This window comes from Delftia sp. CH05 (assembly GCF_009827015.1).
GTDB classification, from domain to species: Bacteria; Pseudomonadota; Gammaproteobacteria; order Burkholderiales; family Burkholderiaceae_C; genus Comamonas; species Comamonas tsuruhatensis.
This window is the reverse complement of sequence record NZ_WUMG01000002.1, coordinates 180,540-195,113: the sequence shown is the minus strand read 5'-3', so window position 1 is coordinate 195,113 and position 14,574 is coordinate 180,540. Positions and strand designations below refer to the sequence as shown.

The window sequence follows — 14,574 nt, the reverse complement described above, 5'->3', positions numbered from 1 at the left end:
TCCTATCATCACTGAGCACTTGGAATGCCAGACACACTGTTACACGCCTGGGTCTTGAACCTGGCGCAAGGGTGTGATGGAGATGGAATGACCAGATGGTCGGGGTGAGAGGATTCGAACCTCCGGCCTCTACGTCCCGAACGTAGCGCTCTACCAGGCTAAGCTACACCCCGTTGCTTTTGTAGAAAAAGCAAGCAGCCTGAATCAGGTGCGTCGCTCCAAAAGCTGAGACGCCAATTGTAGCAAACTTGTCGTATGCAAATTGCTTGGGAGCACATTTATTGCGTCGATGGCGCGGCGTGCCTCGGCATGTGCGGCCTCGCGTGCCACGTCCAGCGCACCTGTGCTGCGCACGATATCCACTACGGCGGTCAGTTGCTCGGTGGAGCCCTGTTCGATGGCGGCGCGCACGATGGCGGCCTGCTCAGGTGTGCCGCGTTGCATGGCGGCAATCAGGGGGAGGGTGCATTTGCCTTCGCGCAGGTCATCGCCCAGGTTCTTGCCCATTTCCTGGGCATCGCCTGCATAGTCGAGTACGTCGTCAATGATCTGGAAGGCCGTGCCCAGCGCCTGGCCATAGCTGGCGCAGGCCTGCTCGATTTCGCGGGGCGCGTCGGCCAGCACGGCGCCCAGCTGGGCGCTGGCCTCGAAGAGTTGGGCGGTCTTGGAGCGGATGACGTGCAGATAGCCTGCTTCGTCCAGCGAGGCATCGTGCGTGTTGATCAGCTGCTGGACCTCGCCCTCGGCGATCACGTTGGTGGCATCCGAGAGAATCTTGAGCACGCGCATGCTGCCGACTTCCACCATCATCTGGAAGGAGCGCGAGTGCAGGAAGTCGCCGACCAGCACGCTGGCCGGATTGCCGAAGGTCTCGTTGGCCGTCGGGCGGCCGCGACGCAGCGTGGATTCATCCACGACGTCGTCGTGCAGCAGGGTGGCTGTATGAATCAGTTCGACCACGGCAGCCAGGACATGCCTGTCCTTGCCTTCGTATCCCAATGCATTGCAGACCATGAGCAGCAGGGCGGGCCGCAGGCGCTTGCCGCCTGCAGCGATGATGTACTGGGAGATCTGGGCAATCAGCGGGACGGTGGTCGTCAGGCGCTGGGCAATCACATGATCCACCTCGCGCATGTCGTCAGTGATCAGGGCAAGCGGATTGGGGGTGGGGAGAGCTGTGGTCAAGGTACTGCGGGCGCCAAGTGGATCGTCAATTATAGGAAGAGCGACCCTGCCTGCGACCCGCTCTGGCGGTTGTTTGGGCGAAGGAGGGGAGCGCTTCATGCAAGGAATGTGAGTGCGTGCTAGAATCTCCGGCTTCCGTGGAAATTCGTTCGCGGAACTCTCAAATTCAAGAGGTTTAAATGTACGCAGTCATAAAAACCGGCGGCAAGCAGTATCGCGTTGCAGCTGGCGAAAAGATCAAGGTAGAACAGATTGCTGCGGACGTAGGCCAAGAAGTTGTGATCGATCAGGTTCTGGCAGTCGGCAACGGCGCTGAAATCAAGGTCGGCACACCTCTGGTGTCCGGTGCGTCTGTCAAGGCAACCGTGGTTGCTCACGGCAAGCACGACAAAGTGCACATCTTCAAGATGCGCCGTCGTAAGCATTATCAGAAGCGCCAAGGCCATCGCCAGCAGTTCACCGAGCTGCAGATCGTGGCGATCGCTGCTTAATCTAGGAGCTGAGTCATGGCACAGAAAAAAGGCGGCGGCTCTACGCGAAACGGGCGCGATTCCAAGCCCAAAATGCTCGGCGTGAAGGCTTTTGGTGGTGAGTTGATCACCGCCGGCTCGATCATCGTGCGCCAACGTGGCACCAAGTTCCACCCCGGCGACAACGTCGGCGTGGGCAAGGACCACACCCTGTACGCTCTGGTGGACGGCCACGTGTCGTTTGCTGTCAAGGGTGCACTGTCCAAGCACACGGTCAACGTGACGGCTGCCTAAGCTCTGTCACTTCGACGCTCGAAGCCCCGACCTGTCGGGGCTTTGTCGTTTCAGGAGGGCGGTGCATCGTGCGCTCGTCCCCTTTTCCGTCTCTGAGGTGTGGCCTGGGGCTGTCTGGTGCACACTGCTTTTTGTAAACTGGATGCCTCATGAAGTTCGTCGACGAAGCTTATATCGACATTGCTGCCGGTGATGGCGGCAATGGCTGCGTGTCATTCCGGCACGAAAAATACAAGGAATTCGGTGGTCCCGATGGAGGAGATGGCGGCCGTGGAGGCCATGTCTACGCGGTGGCCGACGTCAATCTCAACACCCTGGTGGACTACCGCTTCTCGCGTCGCCACGATGCCACGCGCGGCGAGCACGGCAAGGGCTCGGACATGTTCGGTGCCGCAGGCAACGACATCACGCTGCGCATGCCGGTTGGCACCATCATCAGCGATGCCGAAACCGGGGAGGTGCTCTACGAACTGTTGACGCCCGGCGAGGTGGTGACCATTGCCAAGGGCGGCGATGGCGGCTACGGCAACCTGCGCTTCAAGAGCGCCATCAACCGCGCGCCACGGCAAAAGACGCCTGGCTGGCCCGGTGAGCGCAAGAACCTCAAGCTGGAACTCAAGGTTCTGGCCGACGTGGGTCTGCTGGGCATGCCCAATGCGGGCAAATCCACTTTCATCGCCGCAGTCTCCAATGCGCGTCCCAAGATTGCCGACTATCCGTTCACCACGCTGCATCCCAATCTGGGCGTGGTTCGTGTTGCCGCCGAGCAAAGCTTTGTGGTGGCCGATATTCCCGGGCTGATCGAAGGCGCGTCGGAAGGTGCCGGCCTGGGCCACCAGTTCCTGCGTCACCTGCAGCGCACCCGATTGCTGCTGCATGTGGTGGACCTGGCGCCGTTCGATGACAGCGTGGATCCTGTGGCCCAGGCCAAGGCCATCGTGGGCGAGTTGCAGAAGTACGATGCCGAGCTGTACAACAAGCCGCGCTGGCTGGTCCTCAACAAGCTGGACATGGTGCCGGCCGAGGAGCGCGCCGCACGCGTCAAGGACTTCGTCAAGCGCTTCAAGTGGAAGGGTCCGGTGTTCGAGATTTCCGCCCTGACGCGCGAAGGCTGCGAAGTGCTGATCCGCACCATCTACAAGCATGTGCATGAACAGCAGCAGATCGAGGCCGGTCCCAAGGAAATCGACCCACGCTTCGTCGAAGTCGAGGGTGATGGCGTGGATCTCACCGACCCGCGTTTTGCTCCCCGCGATTCCGAGTAAGAGCGGCCTGTCCCACCCATTGCCTTGATCACAACAGCGGCGGGGTCTGCCTCGGCCTGCGCTGCAAGAATCACTATCCATCCATGTCTTCCAACTTGTTGCGTGATGCCCATCGCATCGTGGTCAAGGTCGGCTCCAGCCTGGTGACCAATGAAGGTCGCGGTCTTGATGAGGCCGCGATCCAGGAATGGAGCCGCCAGCTGGCGGCCCTGGTGCGCGGGGATGAAAGCCATGGAGGCCGGCGGCGCGAGGTAATCATGGTCTCCAGCGGCGCGGTGGCCGAAGGCATGAAGCGTCTGGGCTGGATTGCACGGCCCAAGGAGATTCATGAACTGCAGGCCGCTGCGGCCGTGGGGCAGATGGGCCTGATACAGATGTACGAGTCCAAGTTGCGCGAACAGGGCATGGGCAGTGCGCAGGTGCTGCTCACGCATGCCGACCTCGCGGACCGCGAGCGCTATCTCAACGCGCGCAACACCTTGCTGACGCTGCTGGAGCTGGGCATCGTGCCGGTGATCAACGAGAACGACACCGTGGTCAACGACGAGATCAAGTTCGGTGACAACGATACCTTGGGCGCTTTGGTTGCCAATCTGATCGAGGCCGATGCCCTGGTCATCCTGACCGATCAGCGAGGCCTTTACAGCGCCGACCCGCGCAGCAATCCCGATGCGCGTTTCATCGATGTGGCCAATGCCGGCGACCCGGCGCTGGAGGAGATGGCCGGAGGCGCGGGCTCGTCCATTGGCAAGGGCGGGATGATCACCAAGATCCTCGCGGCCAAGCGCGCGGCGGGCTCGGGTGCTTCAACCGTCATCGCCTGGGGGCGTGAGCAGGACGTGCTGGTGCGTCTGGCGGCAGGCGAGTCCATCGGCACGCTGCTCCTGGCGCAGACGCACAAGAACCAGGCGCGCAAACAGTGGATTGCAGACCATCTGCAACTGCGCGGCTCCGTGTCCGTGGATGCCGGCGCCGTGGCCAAGCTGCGCGACGAAGGCAAGAGCCTGCTGCCCATCGGCATGGTGAATGTGGATGGCGAGTTCGCCCGTGGCGATGTGATCGCGGTGCGCGATGCCCTGGGTATCGAGGTGGCGCGTGGGCTGGCCAACTATGCAAGTGCCGAGGCGCGGCTGCTGTGTCGCAAAAGCTCGGTGGAGATCGAGCGCCTGCTGGGCTATTCCGCAGGCCCGGAGATGGTGCACCGCGACAACATGGTGATTGCGGGGCACTGAGGCGCCAGACCCTCAAGGCCAAGAAAAAGCGCACCCTCGGGTGCGCTTTTGCGTATGGCTCTGGCCCGGTTTCAGACCTTGCCTGGATCGGGTTGCAGGGCTTGCTGCCCCGACTGTGGATCAGGATCGAAACAGGCGCCAGGCGGCAACTCCATGCCGGGATTGACGCGAAAGCTGCCTGAGCGTGCTGGATGCAAACCCGGCGCAGTGTATGTCTCAGGACCCTGTTCATGGGCTTCCCTGGGGCGCATGCCGCTGCGCAGATAACGGTTGCGTTGCTGTTCGCCGCGCGGCAGGAACCGGGCCAGCTCGGTCAGGGCCATCTCATAGACGCCGCGCTTGAACTCCACCACCACGTCCAATGGCACCCAGTAGTCATTCCAGCGCCAGGCGTCGAATTCGGGGTGGTCGGTGGCACGCAGGTTCAAATCCCAGTCGTGACCCATGAGCTGCAGCAAATACCAGATCTGCTTCTGGCCTTTGTAGTGTCCGCGCGCATCGCGGCGGATGTACCGGTCTGGCACCTCGTAGCGCAACCAGTCCCGGGTGCGGGCGACCACGCGAACGTGGTTGGGCATCAACCCCACTTCCTCATGCAGTTCCCGGAACATGGCCTGTTCGGGTGTCTCCCCCCGGTCAATGCCGCCCTGTGGAAACTGCCAGCTGTGGGTGCGGATGCGTTTGCCCCAGAACACCTGGTTCTTTTGGTTGAGCAGGATGATGCCGACGTTCGGGCGAAATCCGTCCCGGTCAAGCATAATCGAACCCCAATTTTCTGAATTGTGTCCATTATGCACGGTGCCTTGCCAGCGGCAAGCACGCTGCCCCGATTCCCGCGAAGCCCCTGATCCATGAAAGCCTCCCAATTTTTCATCTCCACCCTCAAGGAAGCTCCGGCCGACGCCGAAGTGGTCAGCCACAAGCTCATGACGCGGGCCGGCCTGATCAAGAAGCTGGGTGCAGGCATCTACAACTACATGCCCATGGGGCTGCGGGTGATCCGCAAGGTCGAGGCCATCGTGCGCGAGGAAATGAACCGTGCCGGTGCCGTGGAGGTGACCATGCCCGTGGTCCAGCCTGCAGAGATGTGGGAGGAGACCGGCCGCTTCGAGAAGATGGGCCCCGAGCTGCTGCGCATCAAGGACCGCCATGGCCGTGACTTCGTGATCCAGCCCACCAGCGAAGAGGTGGTGACGGACATTGCGCGCCAGGAGCTCAAGAGCTACAAGCAGCTGCCCAAGAATTTCTACCAGATCCAGACCAAGTTCCGCGACGAGCGCCGCCCGCGCTTTGGCCTGATGCGTGGCCGCGAGTTCATCATGAAGGACGCCTATTCCTTCGACAAGGACCGTGATGCGGCCCAGGTCAGCTACCAGACCATGCGCGCGGCCTACAAGCGCATCTTCGACCGCTTCGGCCTGCAGTACCGTGCCGTGCGTGCAGACAGCGGTGCCATCGGCGGCGATCTGAGCGAGGAATTCCAGGTCATCGCTTCCACGGGCGAGGACGCCATCGTCTACTGCCCAAGCAGCGACTATGCCGCCAATATCGAAAAGGCCGAGGCCCTGGCGCCTGCGGACCCCCGTCCCGCTGCGGCCCAGGCGATGACCAAGGTGGCGACGCCCGGCAACAGCACCTGCGAATCTGTCGCAGCCCAGCTGGGCCTGCCGCTGTCGCAGACGGTGAAGTCCCTGGTGCTGGCCACCGACAAGCTCGACGACAAGGGCGAGGTGGCAGGCAGCCAGATCTGGCTGCTGCTGCTGCGCGGTGATCATGAAATGAACGAGATCAAGGTGGCCAAGGTGCCGGGCCTGGACGTGGGCTTCCGCTTTGCCACTGTGGCCGAAATCGAGGAGCACTTCGGCTGCCAGCCCGGCTATCTGGGGCCCATCGGCCTGAAGCAGCCCGTGAAGCTGGTCGTGGACCGCGAGGTGGCCGTGATGGCCGACTGGGTCTGCGGCGCGAACGAGGCCGACTTCCACATCACCGGCGTGAACTTCGGCCGCGACCTGCCCGAGCCTGATGTGGTGGCCGACCTGCGCAACGTGGTGGCCGGCGACAAGTCGCCCGATGGCGCAGGCGAGCTGGCCATTGAGCGCGGCATTGAAGTCGGCCATGTGTTCTACCTGGGCACCAAGTACTCCCAGGCCATGAACGCCACCTTCCTGGCCGAGAACGGCAAGCCCTCGCTGTTTGAAATGGGCTGCTACGGCATTGGCGTGACACGCCTGCCGGCTGCCGCCATTGAGCAGAACCATGATGAGCGCGGCATCATCTGGCCCGACGCGATTGCACCCTTCACCGTGGTGGTTTGTCCCATCGGCATGGACCGCAGCGAGCCCGTGAAGGAAGCCGCCGAGAAGCTGCATGCCGAGTTGCTGGCGCTGGGCGTGGACGTGATCCTGGACGACCGCGGCGAACGCCCGGGCGCCATGTTTGCCGACTGGGAACTGATTGGCGTGCCGCACCGCGTGGTGCTGTCCGACCGGGGCCTCAAGGAAGGCCAGGTCGAGTACCAGCATCGCCGCGACACGGAAGCGACCAAGATGGCCGCTGCCGATGTGCTGGGCCATCTCAAGCAAAGGCTGGGCCTGTGAGCCAGGCGCCCGTGGTGACGCGACGCGATTGCCTGCGCCTGGCGGCTTCGCTGGGCTCGGCACCGCTGCTCGGCGGGCTGGCCGCGCCCGCCTGGGCCGGTGGCCAGCTGGAGGAGCCGCTGGCCGATTCGGTGCGCACTGCGCTGAGTTCCGCCGTCACGGGATCGGCGCCGCCCGAGCTGCGCTTTGCCTCCACCGAGGCCCGGCTGGACTACCTTCGCTGGCTCACGGCCAGCAGCGAGCGCCTGCGTTCGCGCAAGCCGGAGCTGGCGACGAGGCTGGAGTTCCTGCAAACCGTCTGGTACGAGTCCAAGCGTGCCGGCCTGGAAGTCTCTCTGGTGATGGGGCTGGTGCAGGTGGAGAGCGCGTTCCGCAAGTTCGCCATCTCCAGCGTGGGTGCACGCGGCTACATGCAGATCATGCCGTTCTGGATGCGGCTGATCGGCGATGGAGACATCGGCAAGCTGTTTCACATGCAGACCAATCTGCGCTTTGGCTGCGTGATCCTGCGCCACTATCTGGACCGCGAAAAAGGCGATGCCTACATGGCGCTGGGCCGCTACAACGGCAGCCGGGGACAGCCCCAGTACCCGAATGCGGTGTTCGCTGCGCAGCGGCGCTGGGAGATAGAGCCCTCGCGCTCGGCTTGAGGGCCGCGCAGCGCCGCCGAGCGGCTGCGCGGCTGCTGTTCTGCGTTGCCCGTCAGGACGACGTCTCCGACGACATGCTGGACACCTTGGCCACGGCCGCTGCCGTGTCGCCGGCGTTGGGCGGCGCGGCCGGGCTGCTGGCGGACATGCGCGTGACCAGCACCTGGTCGATGCGGTAGCTGTCCACGTCCATGACCTCGAAACGGTAGCCGCCCCATTGCACGGTGTCGGTGCGCCTGGGAATGCGGCGCAGCATCACCATGAGGAAGCCGCCCAGGGTCTCGTAGTCCTCGGCGTGGGGCAGCTCGTCGAGTTCCAGGGCCTGCATCACATCCTCGACCGGCGTGACGCCGTCGATCAGCCAGGAGTTCTCGTCGCGGCGCAGGATCTGCTCCTCGTCGCCCGGGCTGACCAGGCCGCCCATCACCGTGCTCATCACGTCATTGAGCGTGACCACGCCGACCACCAGGCTGTATTCGTTGACGATGACGGCAAAGTCCTCATGCACCTGGCGAAACTGCTCCAGCACCTCGGCCAGCGTCAGGCGGTCCGGCACGACCAGCACCTTGTGGACCAGGGAGTCGTCCATAAGCGACAGGGGCTGGTTGTTCAGCGCGCGCTGGAACAGGTCCTTGGCATCGACATAGCCGACGATGTGGTCGATGTCGCCATCGCAGACGGGGTAGGTGGAAAAAGGTTCTTCGGCAATGCGGACCCGGATCAGTTCGTCGGGGTCGTCACGGTGGAAGTAGGCGATGCGGTCGCGCTGCGTCATGGCCGAGCCGATGGTGCGCGAGTCCAGCTCGAACAGGTTGGCGATCACCTGCTGCTCCTTCGCGGCCAGCACGCCGGCGCGCGCGCCAGCTTCGGTCATGGCCAGGATGTCTTCGTGCGTGATGCGGTCGTCGCGCACCGTGGGCAGGCCTAAGAGCTTGGCAACGGCGTCCGCCAGGTGGTTGAAGCACCAGACCAGGGGCTTGAGCACGGCCATGCACCAGAGCATGGGGCGCAGCACGCGGATGGCCAGGGCTTCGGGCTCGGCCATGCTCAGGCGCTTGGGCAGCAGGTCGGCAAAGAGGATGAACAGCGAGGTGACGGTGGCGAACGAGAGCAGAAAGCCCACGGTCTGTGCCCGGCTCTCGGGCAGCCAGAGCATGAGCAATTCGGCCAGATAGGGCGTCAATGCCCCTTCGCCCACCACGCCGCCCAGGATGGCGACGGCATTCAGCCCAATCTGCGTGACCGTGAAGTACTCGCCCGGCTGGGCCTGCATCTTCATGACCTGTTCGGCGCGTGGCTCCCCGTCCTCCGCCATCTGCCGAAGCCGCAGGCGCCGCGAGGCGGCCAGCGAGATCTCGGCCACGGAGAAGAAGGCACTGGTCAGTATCAGTGCGACGATCAACAGCAGACTTTGGGACAGACTCATAGGCAAGGCGGAGAAGCGGGCGCAGGCGCGGTTTTCCGGATGTGAAAGATGTGTCCATTCGACCACACATCACATGCCCCTGGCCTTGTGGCATGCCCGGGCAGTGCGCTGGCAGTCCGGCACGGGCGAAAAAAAGCCACCCGAAGGTGGCTTGATTCTGCGCAGCAGCGGGCGCAGGCGGGTTGCCGCGCGCGAGTCGCAAGCCTGCGAACTCAGGCCTTGGGTGCCAGCAGCTGCTGCAACTCGCCGGATTCGTACATCTCCATCATGATGTCCGAGCCGCCGATGAACTCGCCCTGCACGTAGAGCTGGGGGATCGTGGGCCAGTTGCTGTAGTCCTTGATGCCCTGGCGGATTTCCTGGTCCTCGAGCACGTTGACGGTGGAGATGTCCTTGGTCTCCACGCCGCAGGCCTTGAGAATCTGGATGGCGCGGCCCGAGAAACCGCACATGGGAAAGCTGGCGCTGCCCTTCATGAACAGCAGGATGTTGTTGCTTTTGACCAGTTGGTCGATGCGTTGCTGGGTGTCGCTCATCTGTGTGGTGCTCCGGGGTCGTGGTGGGCGCCGCAGGCGCGGCGGCATGGATGGGATTATTTCACTCTCGGCGCGGACTTTGAAAGCATGCGGGAATGCTGCGCCCGGACCCGAGCTCAGGCTTGCGCTGTCCATTGCCCGCCCGTGCAGCGGGCGATGCCACCCAGGTCGTGGCGATGCTGCACGCTCTCAAAGCCGGCGCTGCGCAGCAGGGTGGCCACGGCATCGGCCTGGTCCCAGCCATGCTCGAGCAGCATCCAGCCGCCGCTGGCCAGCAGCGCAGGCGCCTGCGCGACGATGGCGCGGATGTCGGACAGGCCATCGGCGCCGCTGGCCAGAGCCGACAGCGGCTCATGCTCCAACGCCAGCAAGTGCGGATCGTCGTCGCGGATATAGGGCGGATTGCTGACGATGAGGTTGAACGGCGCCTGGCCTGCCAGCGGCTCCAGCCAGCTGCCATGCGCAAACCGCACGCCCAGCTGCAGGCGCGTGGCATTGGCGCTGGCCACGGCCAGCGCGTCGGCACTGGCATCCACGGCCCACACGGTGGCGCCGGGACGCTGGCTCTGCAGGGCCAGGGCAATCGCTCCGCTGCCGGTGCCCAGATCCGCCACACGGCATGCGGGGCCGCTCGGGGCCTGGGCGGGTATCAGCTCCAGCGCCCAGTCCACCAGGGTTTCGGTATCGGGGCGAGGGTCGAGCACGCGTGCGTCCACGGCCAGATCCAGCCCGTAGAACTCCTTGTGGCCCACCAGGTAGGCGACGGGCTCCCCGCTCAGTCGGCGTGTGCACAGCGCGGCATAGACGCCGGCCTGGGGCGCGGTCAGCGCGTCCCCGTCGTGGGTGAGCAGCCAGGCGCGGCCGCCGGCCTGGCGTCCGAGCACATGCAGCAGCAGCATTTGCGCGTCGATGCGCGCAAGCCCCTGGGCCTGGGAGTGCTGCAGAGCCTCTTTGATGGTGGGTAGGTTGGCCATGGCCCGCGCCTCAGCTGTTGACCTGCAGCTCGGCCAGCAGTTCGGCCTCGCGTGCGGCCTGCAGCGCGTCGAGCACGTCGCCCAGGTCGCCTTCCATCACGGCCAGCAGCTTGTAGATGGTGAGGTTGATGCGGTGGTCGGTGAGCCGGCCCTGGGGGAAGTTGTAGGTGCGGATGCGGTCGCTGCGGTCGCCGCTGCCGATCAGGCCCTTGCGCAGCGCGGCCTCCTTGGCCTCGCGCTCGCTGCGCTCCTTTTCCTGCAGGCGCGCCTGCAGGACCTGCAGGGCCTTGGCCTTGTTGCTGTGCTGGCTGCGGCCGTCCTGGCACTCGGCGACGATACCCGTGGGCAGGTGGACCACGCGCACGGCCGAGTCGGTCTTGTTGATGTGCTGGCCTCCGGCGCCGCTGGCACGGAAGGTGTCGATGCGCAGGTCGGCCGGGTTGAGCGTGATGGCCTGGGTTTCGTCGGGCTCGGGCATGACGGCCACGGTGCAGGCACTGGTGTGGATGCGGCCCTGGGTCTCGGTGGCCGGCACGCGCTGCACGCGGTGGCCGCCGGATTCGAAGCGCAGGCGGCCATAGACGTCGGTGCCTTCCACGCGCAGCACCACTTCCTTGTAGCCGCCCAGCTCGCTTTCGTTGGCGCTCATGATCTCGACCTTCCAGCCCACGGCGTCGCAGTGGCGCGTGTACATGCGTGCCAGATCGCCTGCGAACAGGGCAGATTCATCGCCACCCGTGCCCGCGCGGATTTCCAGGTAGGCGTTGCGCGCGTCATCGGGGTCCTTGGGCAGGAGCAGGCGCTGCAGTTCATCTTCCAGCTGCACCAGCTCGATCTCTGCGCCGGAGATTTCCTCGCGCGCCATTTCCTCCATGTCGGGATCATCCAGCATGTCCCTGGCAGAGGCCAGATCGGCCTCGCGCTGGCGGTAGCGTGCATAGCGGCCGGCAATGGCCGTCACATCGGCATGCTCGCGCGAGATGGCACGGTACTGCTTCATGTCGCCCATGATGTCTTCGCGCGAGAGCAGGAAGTCGAGTTCTTCAAGGCGCTGGGCGTAGCGCTCCAGTTGTTGGCGCAGAAAGTCTTGCATGGTGTGAGGCGATGGTGCGAAGGGCTGCGCGGGGCAGCGCTGCGGCGGGGGAACGAGGTGGCCGGAAGTGGGCCGAGGCGCCAGAGACCCGCGGGCGCGCGGCTCTCTGAAGGGGGCGAGCGCCGCTAGAGCGCCTTGTCGGGAGTCGTGCCGCGCGGACCGCCTGGCGCGGAGCGCAGGAACAGGCGCGAGACCGTGTCCATGGTCTGGGTGCGCTGGTCGGCGTCACCCTTGTGCAGCTCGGCCAGGGTGCCGTGCAGCATTTTCTGCGTGAGGCCGCGCGACAGGGCCTCCAGCACGGTGTCTATGTCCTCGCCCTTGGCCAGCAGCTTCTTGGCCCGTGCAATCTCCAGCGCACGCCATTCGTCGGTCTGGGTGTTGAGCTGCCGGATCAGCGGGACGACGCCGGCCTGCGGGCGGCGCTGGTCCAGCCAGTGCATGAAGCTCTGCACGCCGTGGTCGATGATGACTTCGGCCTGCTCGACCGCTGCCTGGCGCTGGGCCTGGCCCGTGCGCACCACCGTGGCCAGATCGTCCACGGTGTAGAGGTAGACGTCGCGCAGGTCCTTGACCTCGGATTCGATATCGCGGGGCACGGCCAGATCGACCATGAACATGGGCCGGTGCTTGCGCTTCTTGAGCGCGCTTTCGACGGCGCCCAGGCCGATGATGGGCAGGCTGGAGGCCGTGCAACTGATCACGGCATCGTATTCATGCAGATGCTCGGGCAAGTCGGCCAGCCGCATGGTGCCGGCGCCAAACTGGGCGGCCAGCTTTTCGCCGCGCTCCAGCGTGCGGTTGGCGATCATGATCTGCTTGGGGTGGCGGGCCGCGAAATGGGTGGAGACCAGCTCGATCATCTCGCCCGCGCCCACGAACAGCACGCGGATCTGGGAGAGGTCTTCGAACAGCTGGCCGGCCAGCCGCACGGCGGCAGCGGCCATGCTGATGCTGTGGGCACCGATTTCGGTGGAGCTGCGCACTTCCTTGGCCACCGCGAAGCTGCGCTGGAACAGCTGGTTCAGCGTGCTGCCCAGGGCGCCTGCGTTCTCTGCGGCGCGCACGGCATTCTTCATCTGGCCCAGGATCTGGGCCTCGCCCAGCACCATGGAATCGAGCCCGCTGGCCACGCGGAAGGCATGGCGCGCCACATGGCCGTCTTCCAGCAGATAGGAGTGCGAGCGCAGCAGTTCGGACGAGATGCCGCCGCTGTTGGCCAGCCAGTGCAGCGTATGGTCCATGGCCGGCATTTCGGCCGCGCAGTAGATCTCGGTACGGTTGCAGGTGGAGAGAATGGCGGTCTCGACGGCGCTGTGCTGGCGGCCCGGGCCGGTCAGCGATTCGCGCAGACCCTGCAGCGTGGGCACGATCTGGTCGAGCGCGAACGCGAAACGTCCCCGCATATCAAGCGGAGCCGTGTGGTGGTTGATGCCGAGTGCCCAGACTGCCATAACCCGGGATTATAAAATTTCGCGCAGTTTCAGGCATCCCTGAACACAACACCCTGGAATCGGAGCCCGCACATGGGATGGATTGCGAGTACGAATCATTGGCTGAACTTCCTGGCGCCTGCACTTTTCCTGTCGCCGGCCCTGATGTTGTGCGCGCTTTTGATCTATGGGAAATCGCAGCAATCCATGGCCTGGTGGTCACAGGTTGCTATCAATTTCATTGTTGGTGCACTGGTGCTGCTGGCGGGGCTGTGGTGGTTCGGGCGCGATGCAAAGATGGCCACCTATGCTGCGCTGGTCGTGGTGATGGCGCTTTGCCAGTGGGTGTTTTCACGCGGCTGGCGCTGATGGCTGACAGCAAAGATTGATGCAGATCAACGGAAGAGGGCGTTTCTCCTGGCGATCAAGGGACTGAGACTGCGGCTGGAGGCACGGCGCCCGGCGCGGCCTGCTCCAGCAGCCATTCGCGGAACTGCGCAAAGGCTTCGGAAGGTGCCCGCGTGGCGGGACGGCACAGAAAGTAGCCGCGTTCGATGTGGACGGGCGCAGGCAAGGCAAGGGCCACGCGGCCGGCGGCCAGGTCTTCCTCGACCAGGCAGCGCTGCACCAGGGCCACGCCCATGCCGGCGGCCACGGCCTGTACCAGCAGGGCCACCAGCTCGAAATCGGCTGCCGGTGCGGGGCAGGGTCCGGGCAGGTTCAGATGGGACATCCAGCGGGCCCAGTTGCCCGGATAGTTGGTGTGGAACAGCAGCGGGCGTGCTAGCACGTCCCGGGGGCTGCGGATGGGCCGCGGGCCCTGCAGTTCTCTCGGATGGCAGATGGGCACCAGATCGCGGCCCACCACATAGTCGGCCACCACATGGGCGGGCCAGGGCTCGCTGCCCACGCGCAGCCAGCCGTCTATCTCGGCGGCCGACAGCGGATCGTCGCGCCGATAGGGCGCGAACGACAGGGCGATGCCCGGATGCAGGGCGTTGAAGTGCGGCAGGCGCGGAATCAGCCAATGGCTGAACAGCGTGGGCACCACCGACAGCCGCAGTTGCGGGCCGAAGTGGCGCCTGCGTGCGGCCGCGGATGCCGATTCGATGGCGTGTACGGCGGGCTCCACGGCCTGCAGGTATTCGCGGCCGGCTTCGGTCAGCACGCTGCGCCGGCCCTGGCGCTCGAACAGCGCAAAGCCCAGGTGCTCTTCCAGCCGGGCGATGGCGCGGCTGATGCCGCCCTGGGTGACATACAGCTCCCGGGCCGCCAGCGAATAGCTGCCCAGGCGCGCGGCCGCCGCGAAGGCGTGCAGCTCGGAAAGCGAGGGGGAGTGCATGCGCATGACGGGCGCAATTATGACGGTTGGTCATGGTTGCTTGCCGTCTTGTCTCTTTTCGCGGATGCGGCGGCTGTCCA

At 64.9% G+C, this 14,574-nt stretch carries 15 protein-coding genes and 1 tRNA gene; 7 read left to right on the top strand and 9 right to left on the bottom strand.

The window, feature by feature from the left end; genetic code table 11:
• Positions 1-96 precede the first annotated feature (96 nt).
• Positions 97-173 (bottom strand) — tRNA-Pro (locus GRX31_RS02720).
• 31 nt (positions 174-204) lie between these two features.
• Positions 205-1,134 carry a polyprenyl synthetase family protein gene (locus GRX31_RS02715; RefSeq protein ID WP_034364039.1) on the bottom strand — a complete coding sequence of 310 codons (930 nt, stop codon included), beginning with the start codon at positions 1,132-1,134 and terminating at the stop codon, positions 205-207.
• Positions 1,135-1,364: 230 nt separating this feature from the next.
• On the opposite strand from GRX31_RS02715, the gene rplU reads away from it, so the two are divergent.
• The 4 genes from rplU (at position 1,365) to proB (ending at position 4,446) form a co-directional block, all read left to right on the top strand.
• Positions 1,365-1,676, top strand: a complete 312-nt coding sequence (gene rplU, locus GRX31_RS02710) for a 50S ribosomal protein L21 (protein WP_012207284.1) — start codon at positions 1,365-1,367, stop codon at positions 1,674-1,676.
• A 15-nt stretch (positions 1,677-1,691) separates the two neighbouring features.
• Positions 1,692-1,949, top strand: coding sequence for a 50S ribosomal protein L27 (gene rpmA / locus GRX31_RS02705; RefSeq protein ID WP_012207283.1), 258 nt, complete (start codon positions 1,692-1,694; stop codon positions 1,947-1,949).
• Positions 1,950-2,098: 149 nt separating this feature from the next.
• The gene (cgtA, locus tag GRX31_RS02700) at positions 2,099-3,214 is read left to right on the top strand and encodes an Obg family GTPase CgtA (RefSeq protein ID WP_016451026.1); all 1,116 of its coding nucleotides are present in this window, start codon (positions 2,099-2,101) and stop codon (positions 3,212-3,214) included.
• A gap of 83 nt (positions 3,215-3,297) precedes the next feature.
• Positions 3,298-4,446, top strand: coding sequence for a glutamate 5-kinase (proB, locus tag GRX31_RS02695; protein WP_016445651.1), 1,149 nt, complete (start codon positions 3,298-3,300; stop codon positions 4,444-4,446).
• Positions 4,447-4,517: 71 nt separating this feature from the next.
• Here the strand turns inward: proB and GRX31_RS02690 are convergent, their stop codons facing one another.
• The gene (locus tag GRX31_RS02690) at positions 4,518-5,204 is read right to left on the bottom strand and encodes an RNA pyrophosphohydrolase (protein ID WP_017405529.1); all 687 of its coding nucleotides are present in this window, start codon (positions 5,202-5,204) and stop codon (positions 4,518-4,520) included.
• Positions 5,205-5,297: 93 nt separating this feature from the next.
• Between GRX31_RS02690 and GRX31_RS02685 the strand changes: the two genes are divergently transcribed.
• Entirely contained in the window at positions 5,298-7,043 is a 1,746-nt protein-coding gene (locus GRX31_RS02685) for a proline--tRNA ligase (RefSeq protein WP_017405530.1), read from the top strand.
• On the top strand, positions 7,040-7,693 hold the full coding sequence (locus GRX31_RS02680; protein ID WP_016445654.1) for a lytic transglycosylase domain-containing protein: 654 nt from the start codon (positions 7,040-7,042) through the stop codon (positions 7,691-7,693). The genes GRX31_RS02685 and GRX31_RS02680 overlap by 4 nt, the downstream gene beginning before the upstream one ends.
• A gap of 52 nt (positions 7,694-7,745) precedes the next feature.
• On the opposite strand, the gene GRX31_RS02675 is transcribed toward GRX31_RS02680, so the two are convergent.
• The 5 genes from GRX31_RS02675 to hemA all read right to left on the bottom strand — a co-directional run bounded on the left by GRX31_RS02675 (position 7,746) and on the right by hemA (position 13,173).
• Positions 7,746-9,119 carry a hemolysin family protein gene (locus tag GRX31_RS02675; RefSeq protein WP_016445655.1) on the bottom strand — a complete coding sequence of 458 codons (1,374 nt, stop codon included), beginning with the start codon at positions 9,117-9,119 and terminating at the stop codon, positions 7,746-7,748.
• Between the two features lie 212 nt (positions 9,120-9,331).
• Complete coding sequence (gene grxD / locus GRX31_RS02670; protein ID WP_012207276.1) at positions 9,332-9,655, bottom strand: Grx4 family monothiol glutaredoxin; 324 nt, start codon at positions 9,653-9,655, stop codon at positions 9,332-9,334.
• Positions 9,656-9,771: 116 nt separating this feature from the next.
• Positions 9,772-10,629, bottom strand: a complete 858-nt coding sequence (prmC, locus tag GRX31_RS02665; protein WP_154833623.1) for a peptide chain release factor N(5)-glutamine methyltransferase — start codon at positions 10,627-10,629, stop codon at positions 9,772-9,774.
• A gap of 10 nt (positions 10,630-10,639) precedes the next feature.
• Positions 10,640-11,722, bottom strand: coding sequence for a peptide chain release factor 1 (gene prfA / locus GRX31_RS02660; RefSeq protein ID WP_016445657.1), 1,083 nt, complete (start codon positions 11,720-11,722; stop codon positions 10,640-10,642).
• A 125-nt stretch (positions 11,723-11,847) separates the two neighbouring features.
• On the bottom strand, positions 11,848-13,173 hold the full coding sequence (gene hemA, locus GRX31_RS02655) for a glutamyl-tRNA reductase (protein WP_017405531.1): 1,326 nt from the start codon (positions 13,171-13,173) through the stop codon (positions 11,848-11,850).
• A gap of 72 nt (positions 13,174-13,245) precedes the next feature.
• Here hemA and GRX31_RS02650 point away from each other — a divergent pair, with 72 nt between their 5' ends.
• On the top strand, positions 13,246-13,521 hold the full coding sequence (locus GRX31_RS02650; RefSeq protein WP_016445659.1) for a hypothetical protein: 276 nt from the start codon (positions 13,246-13,248) through the stop codon (positions 13,519-13,521).
• A gap of 55 nt (positions 13,522-13,576) precedes the next feature.
• Here GRX31_RS02650 and GRX31_RS02645 read toward each other — a convergent pair whose 3' ends face one another.
• The gene (locus GRX31_RS02645; RefSeq protein ID WP_133072239.1) at positions 13,577-14,500 is read right to left on the bottom strand and encodes a LysR substrate-binding domain-containing protein; all 924 of its coding nucleotides are present in this window, start codon (positions 14,498-14,500) and stop codon (positions 13,577-13,579) included.
• Between the last annotated feature and the right edge of the window lie 74 nt (positions 14,501-14,574).

Coding starts and splice junctions, on each gene's coding strand:
- rpmA (WP_012207283.1), top strand. CDS start 1,692: ATGGCACAGAAAAAAGGCGGCGGCTCTACGCGAAACGGGCGCGATTCC.
- GRX31_RS02690 (WP_017405529.1), bottom strand. CDS start 5,204: ATGCTTGACCGGGACGGATTTCGCCCGAACGTCGGCATCATCCTGCTC.
- GRX31_RS02715 (WP_034364039.1), bottom strand. CDS start 1,134: ATGCGCGAGGTGGATCATGTGATTGCCCAGCGCCTGACGACCACCGTC.
- GRX31_RS02675 (WP_016445655.1), bottom strand. CDS start 9,119: ATGAGTCTGTCCCAAAGTCTGCTGTTGATCGTCGCACTGATACTGACC.
- GRX31_RS02650 (WP_016445659.1), top strand. CDS start 13,246: ATGGGATGGATTGCGAGTACGAATCATTGGCTGAACTTCCTGGCGCCT.
- proB (WP_016445651.1), top strand. CDS start 3,298: ATGTCTTCCAACTTGTTGCGTGATGCCCATCGCATCGTGGTCAAGGTC.
- grxD (WP_012207276.1), bottom strand. CDS start 9,655: ATGAGCGACACCCAGCAACGCATCGACCAACTGGTCAAAAGCAACAAC.
- cgtA (WP_016451026.1), top strand. CDS start 2,099: ATGAAGTTCGTCGACGAAGCTTATATCGACATTGCTGCCGGTGATGGC.
- GRX31_RS02685 (WP_017405530.1), top strand. CDS start 5,298: ATGAAAGCCTCCCAATTTTTCATCTCCACCCTCAAGGAAGCTCCGGCC.
- prmC (WP_154833623.1), bottom strand. CDS start 10,629: ATGGCCAACCTACCCACCATCAAAGAGGCTCTGCAGCACTCCCAGGCC.
- GRX31_RS02645 (WP_133072239.1), bottom strand. CDS start 14,500: ATGCGCATGCACTCCCCCTCGCTTTCCGAGCTGCACGCCTTCGCGGCG.
- prfA (WP_016445657.1), bottom strand. CDS start 11,722: ATGCAAGACTTTCTGCGCCAACAACTGGAGCGCTACGCCCAGCGCCTT.
- rplU (WP_012207284.1), top strand. CDS start 1,365: ATGTACGCAGTCATAAAAACCGGCGGCAAGCAGTATCGCGTTGCAGCT.
- hemA (WP_017405531.1), bottom strand. CDS start 13,173: ATGGCAGTCTGGGCACTCGGCATCAACCACCACACGGCTCCGCTTGAT.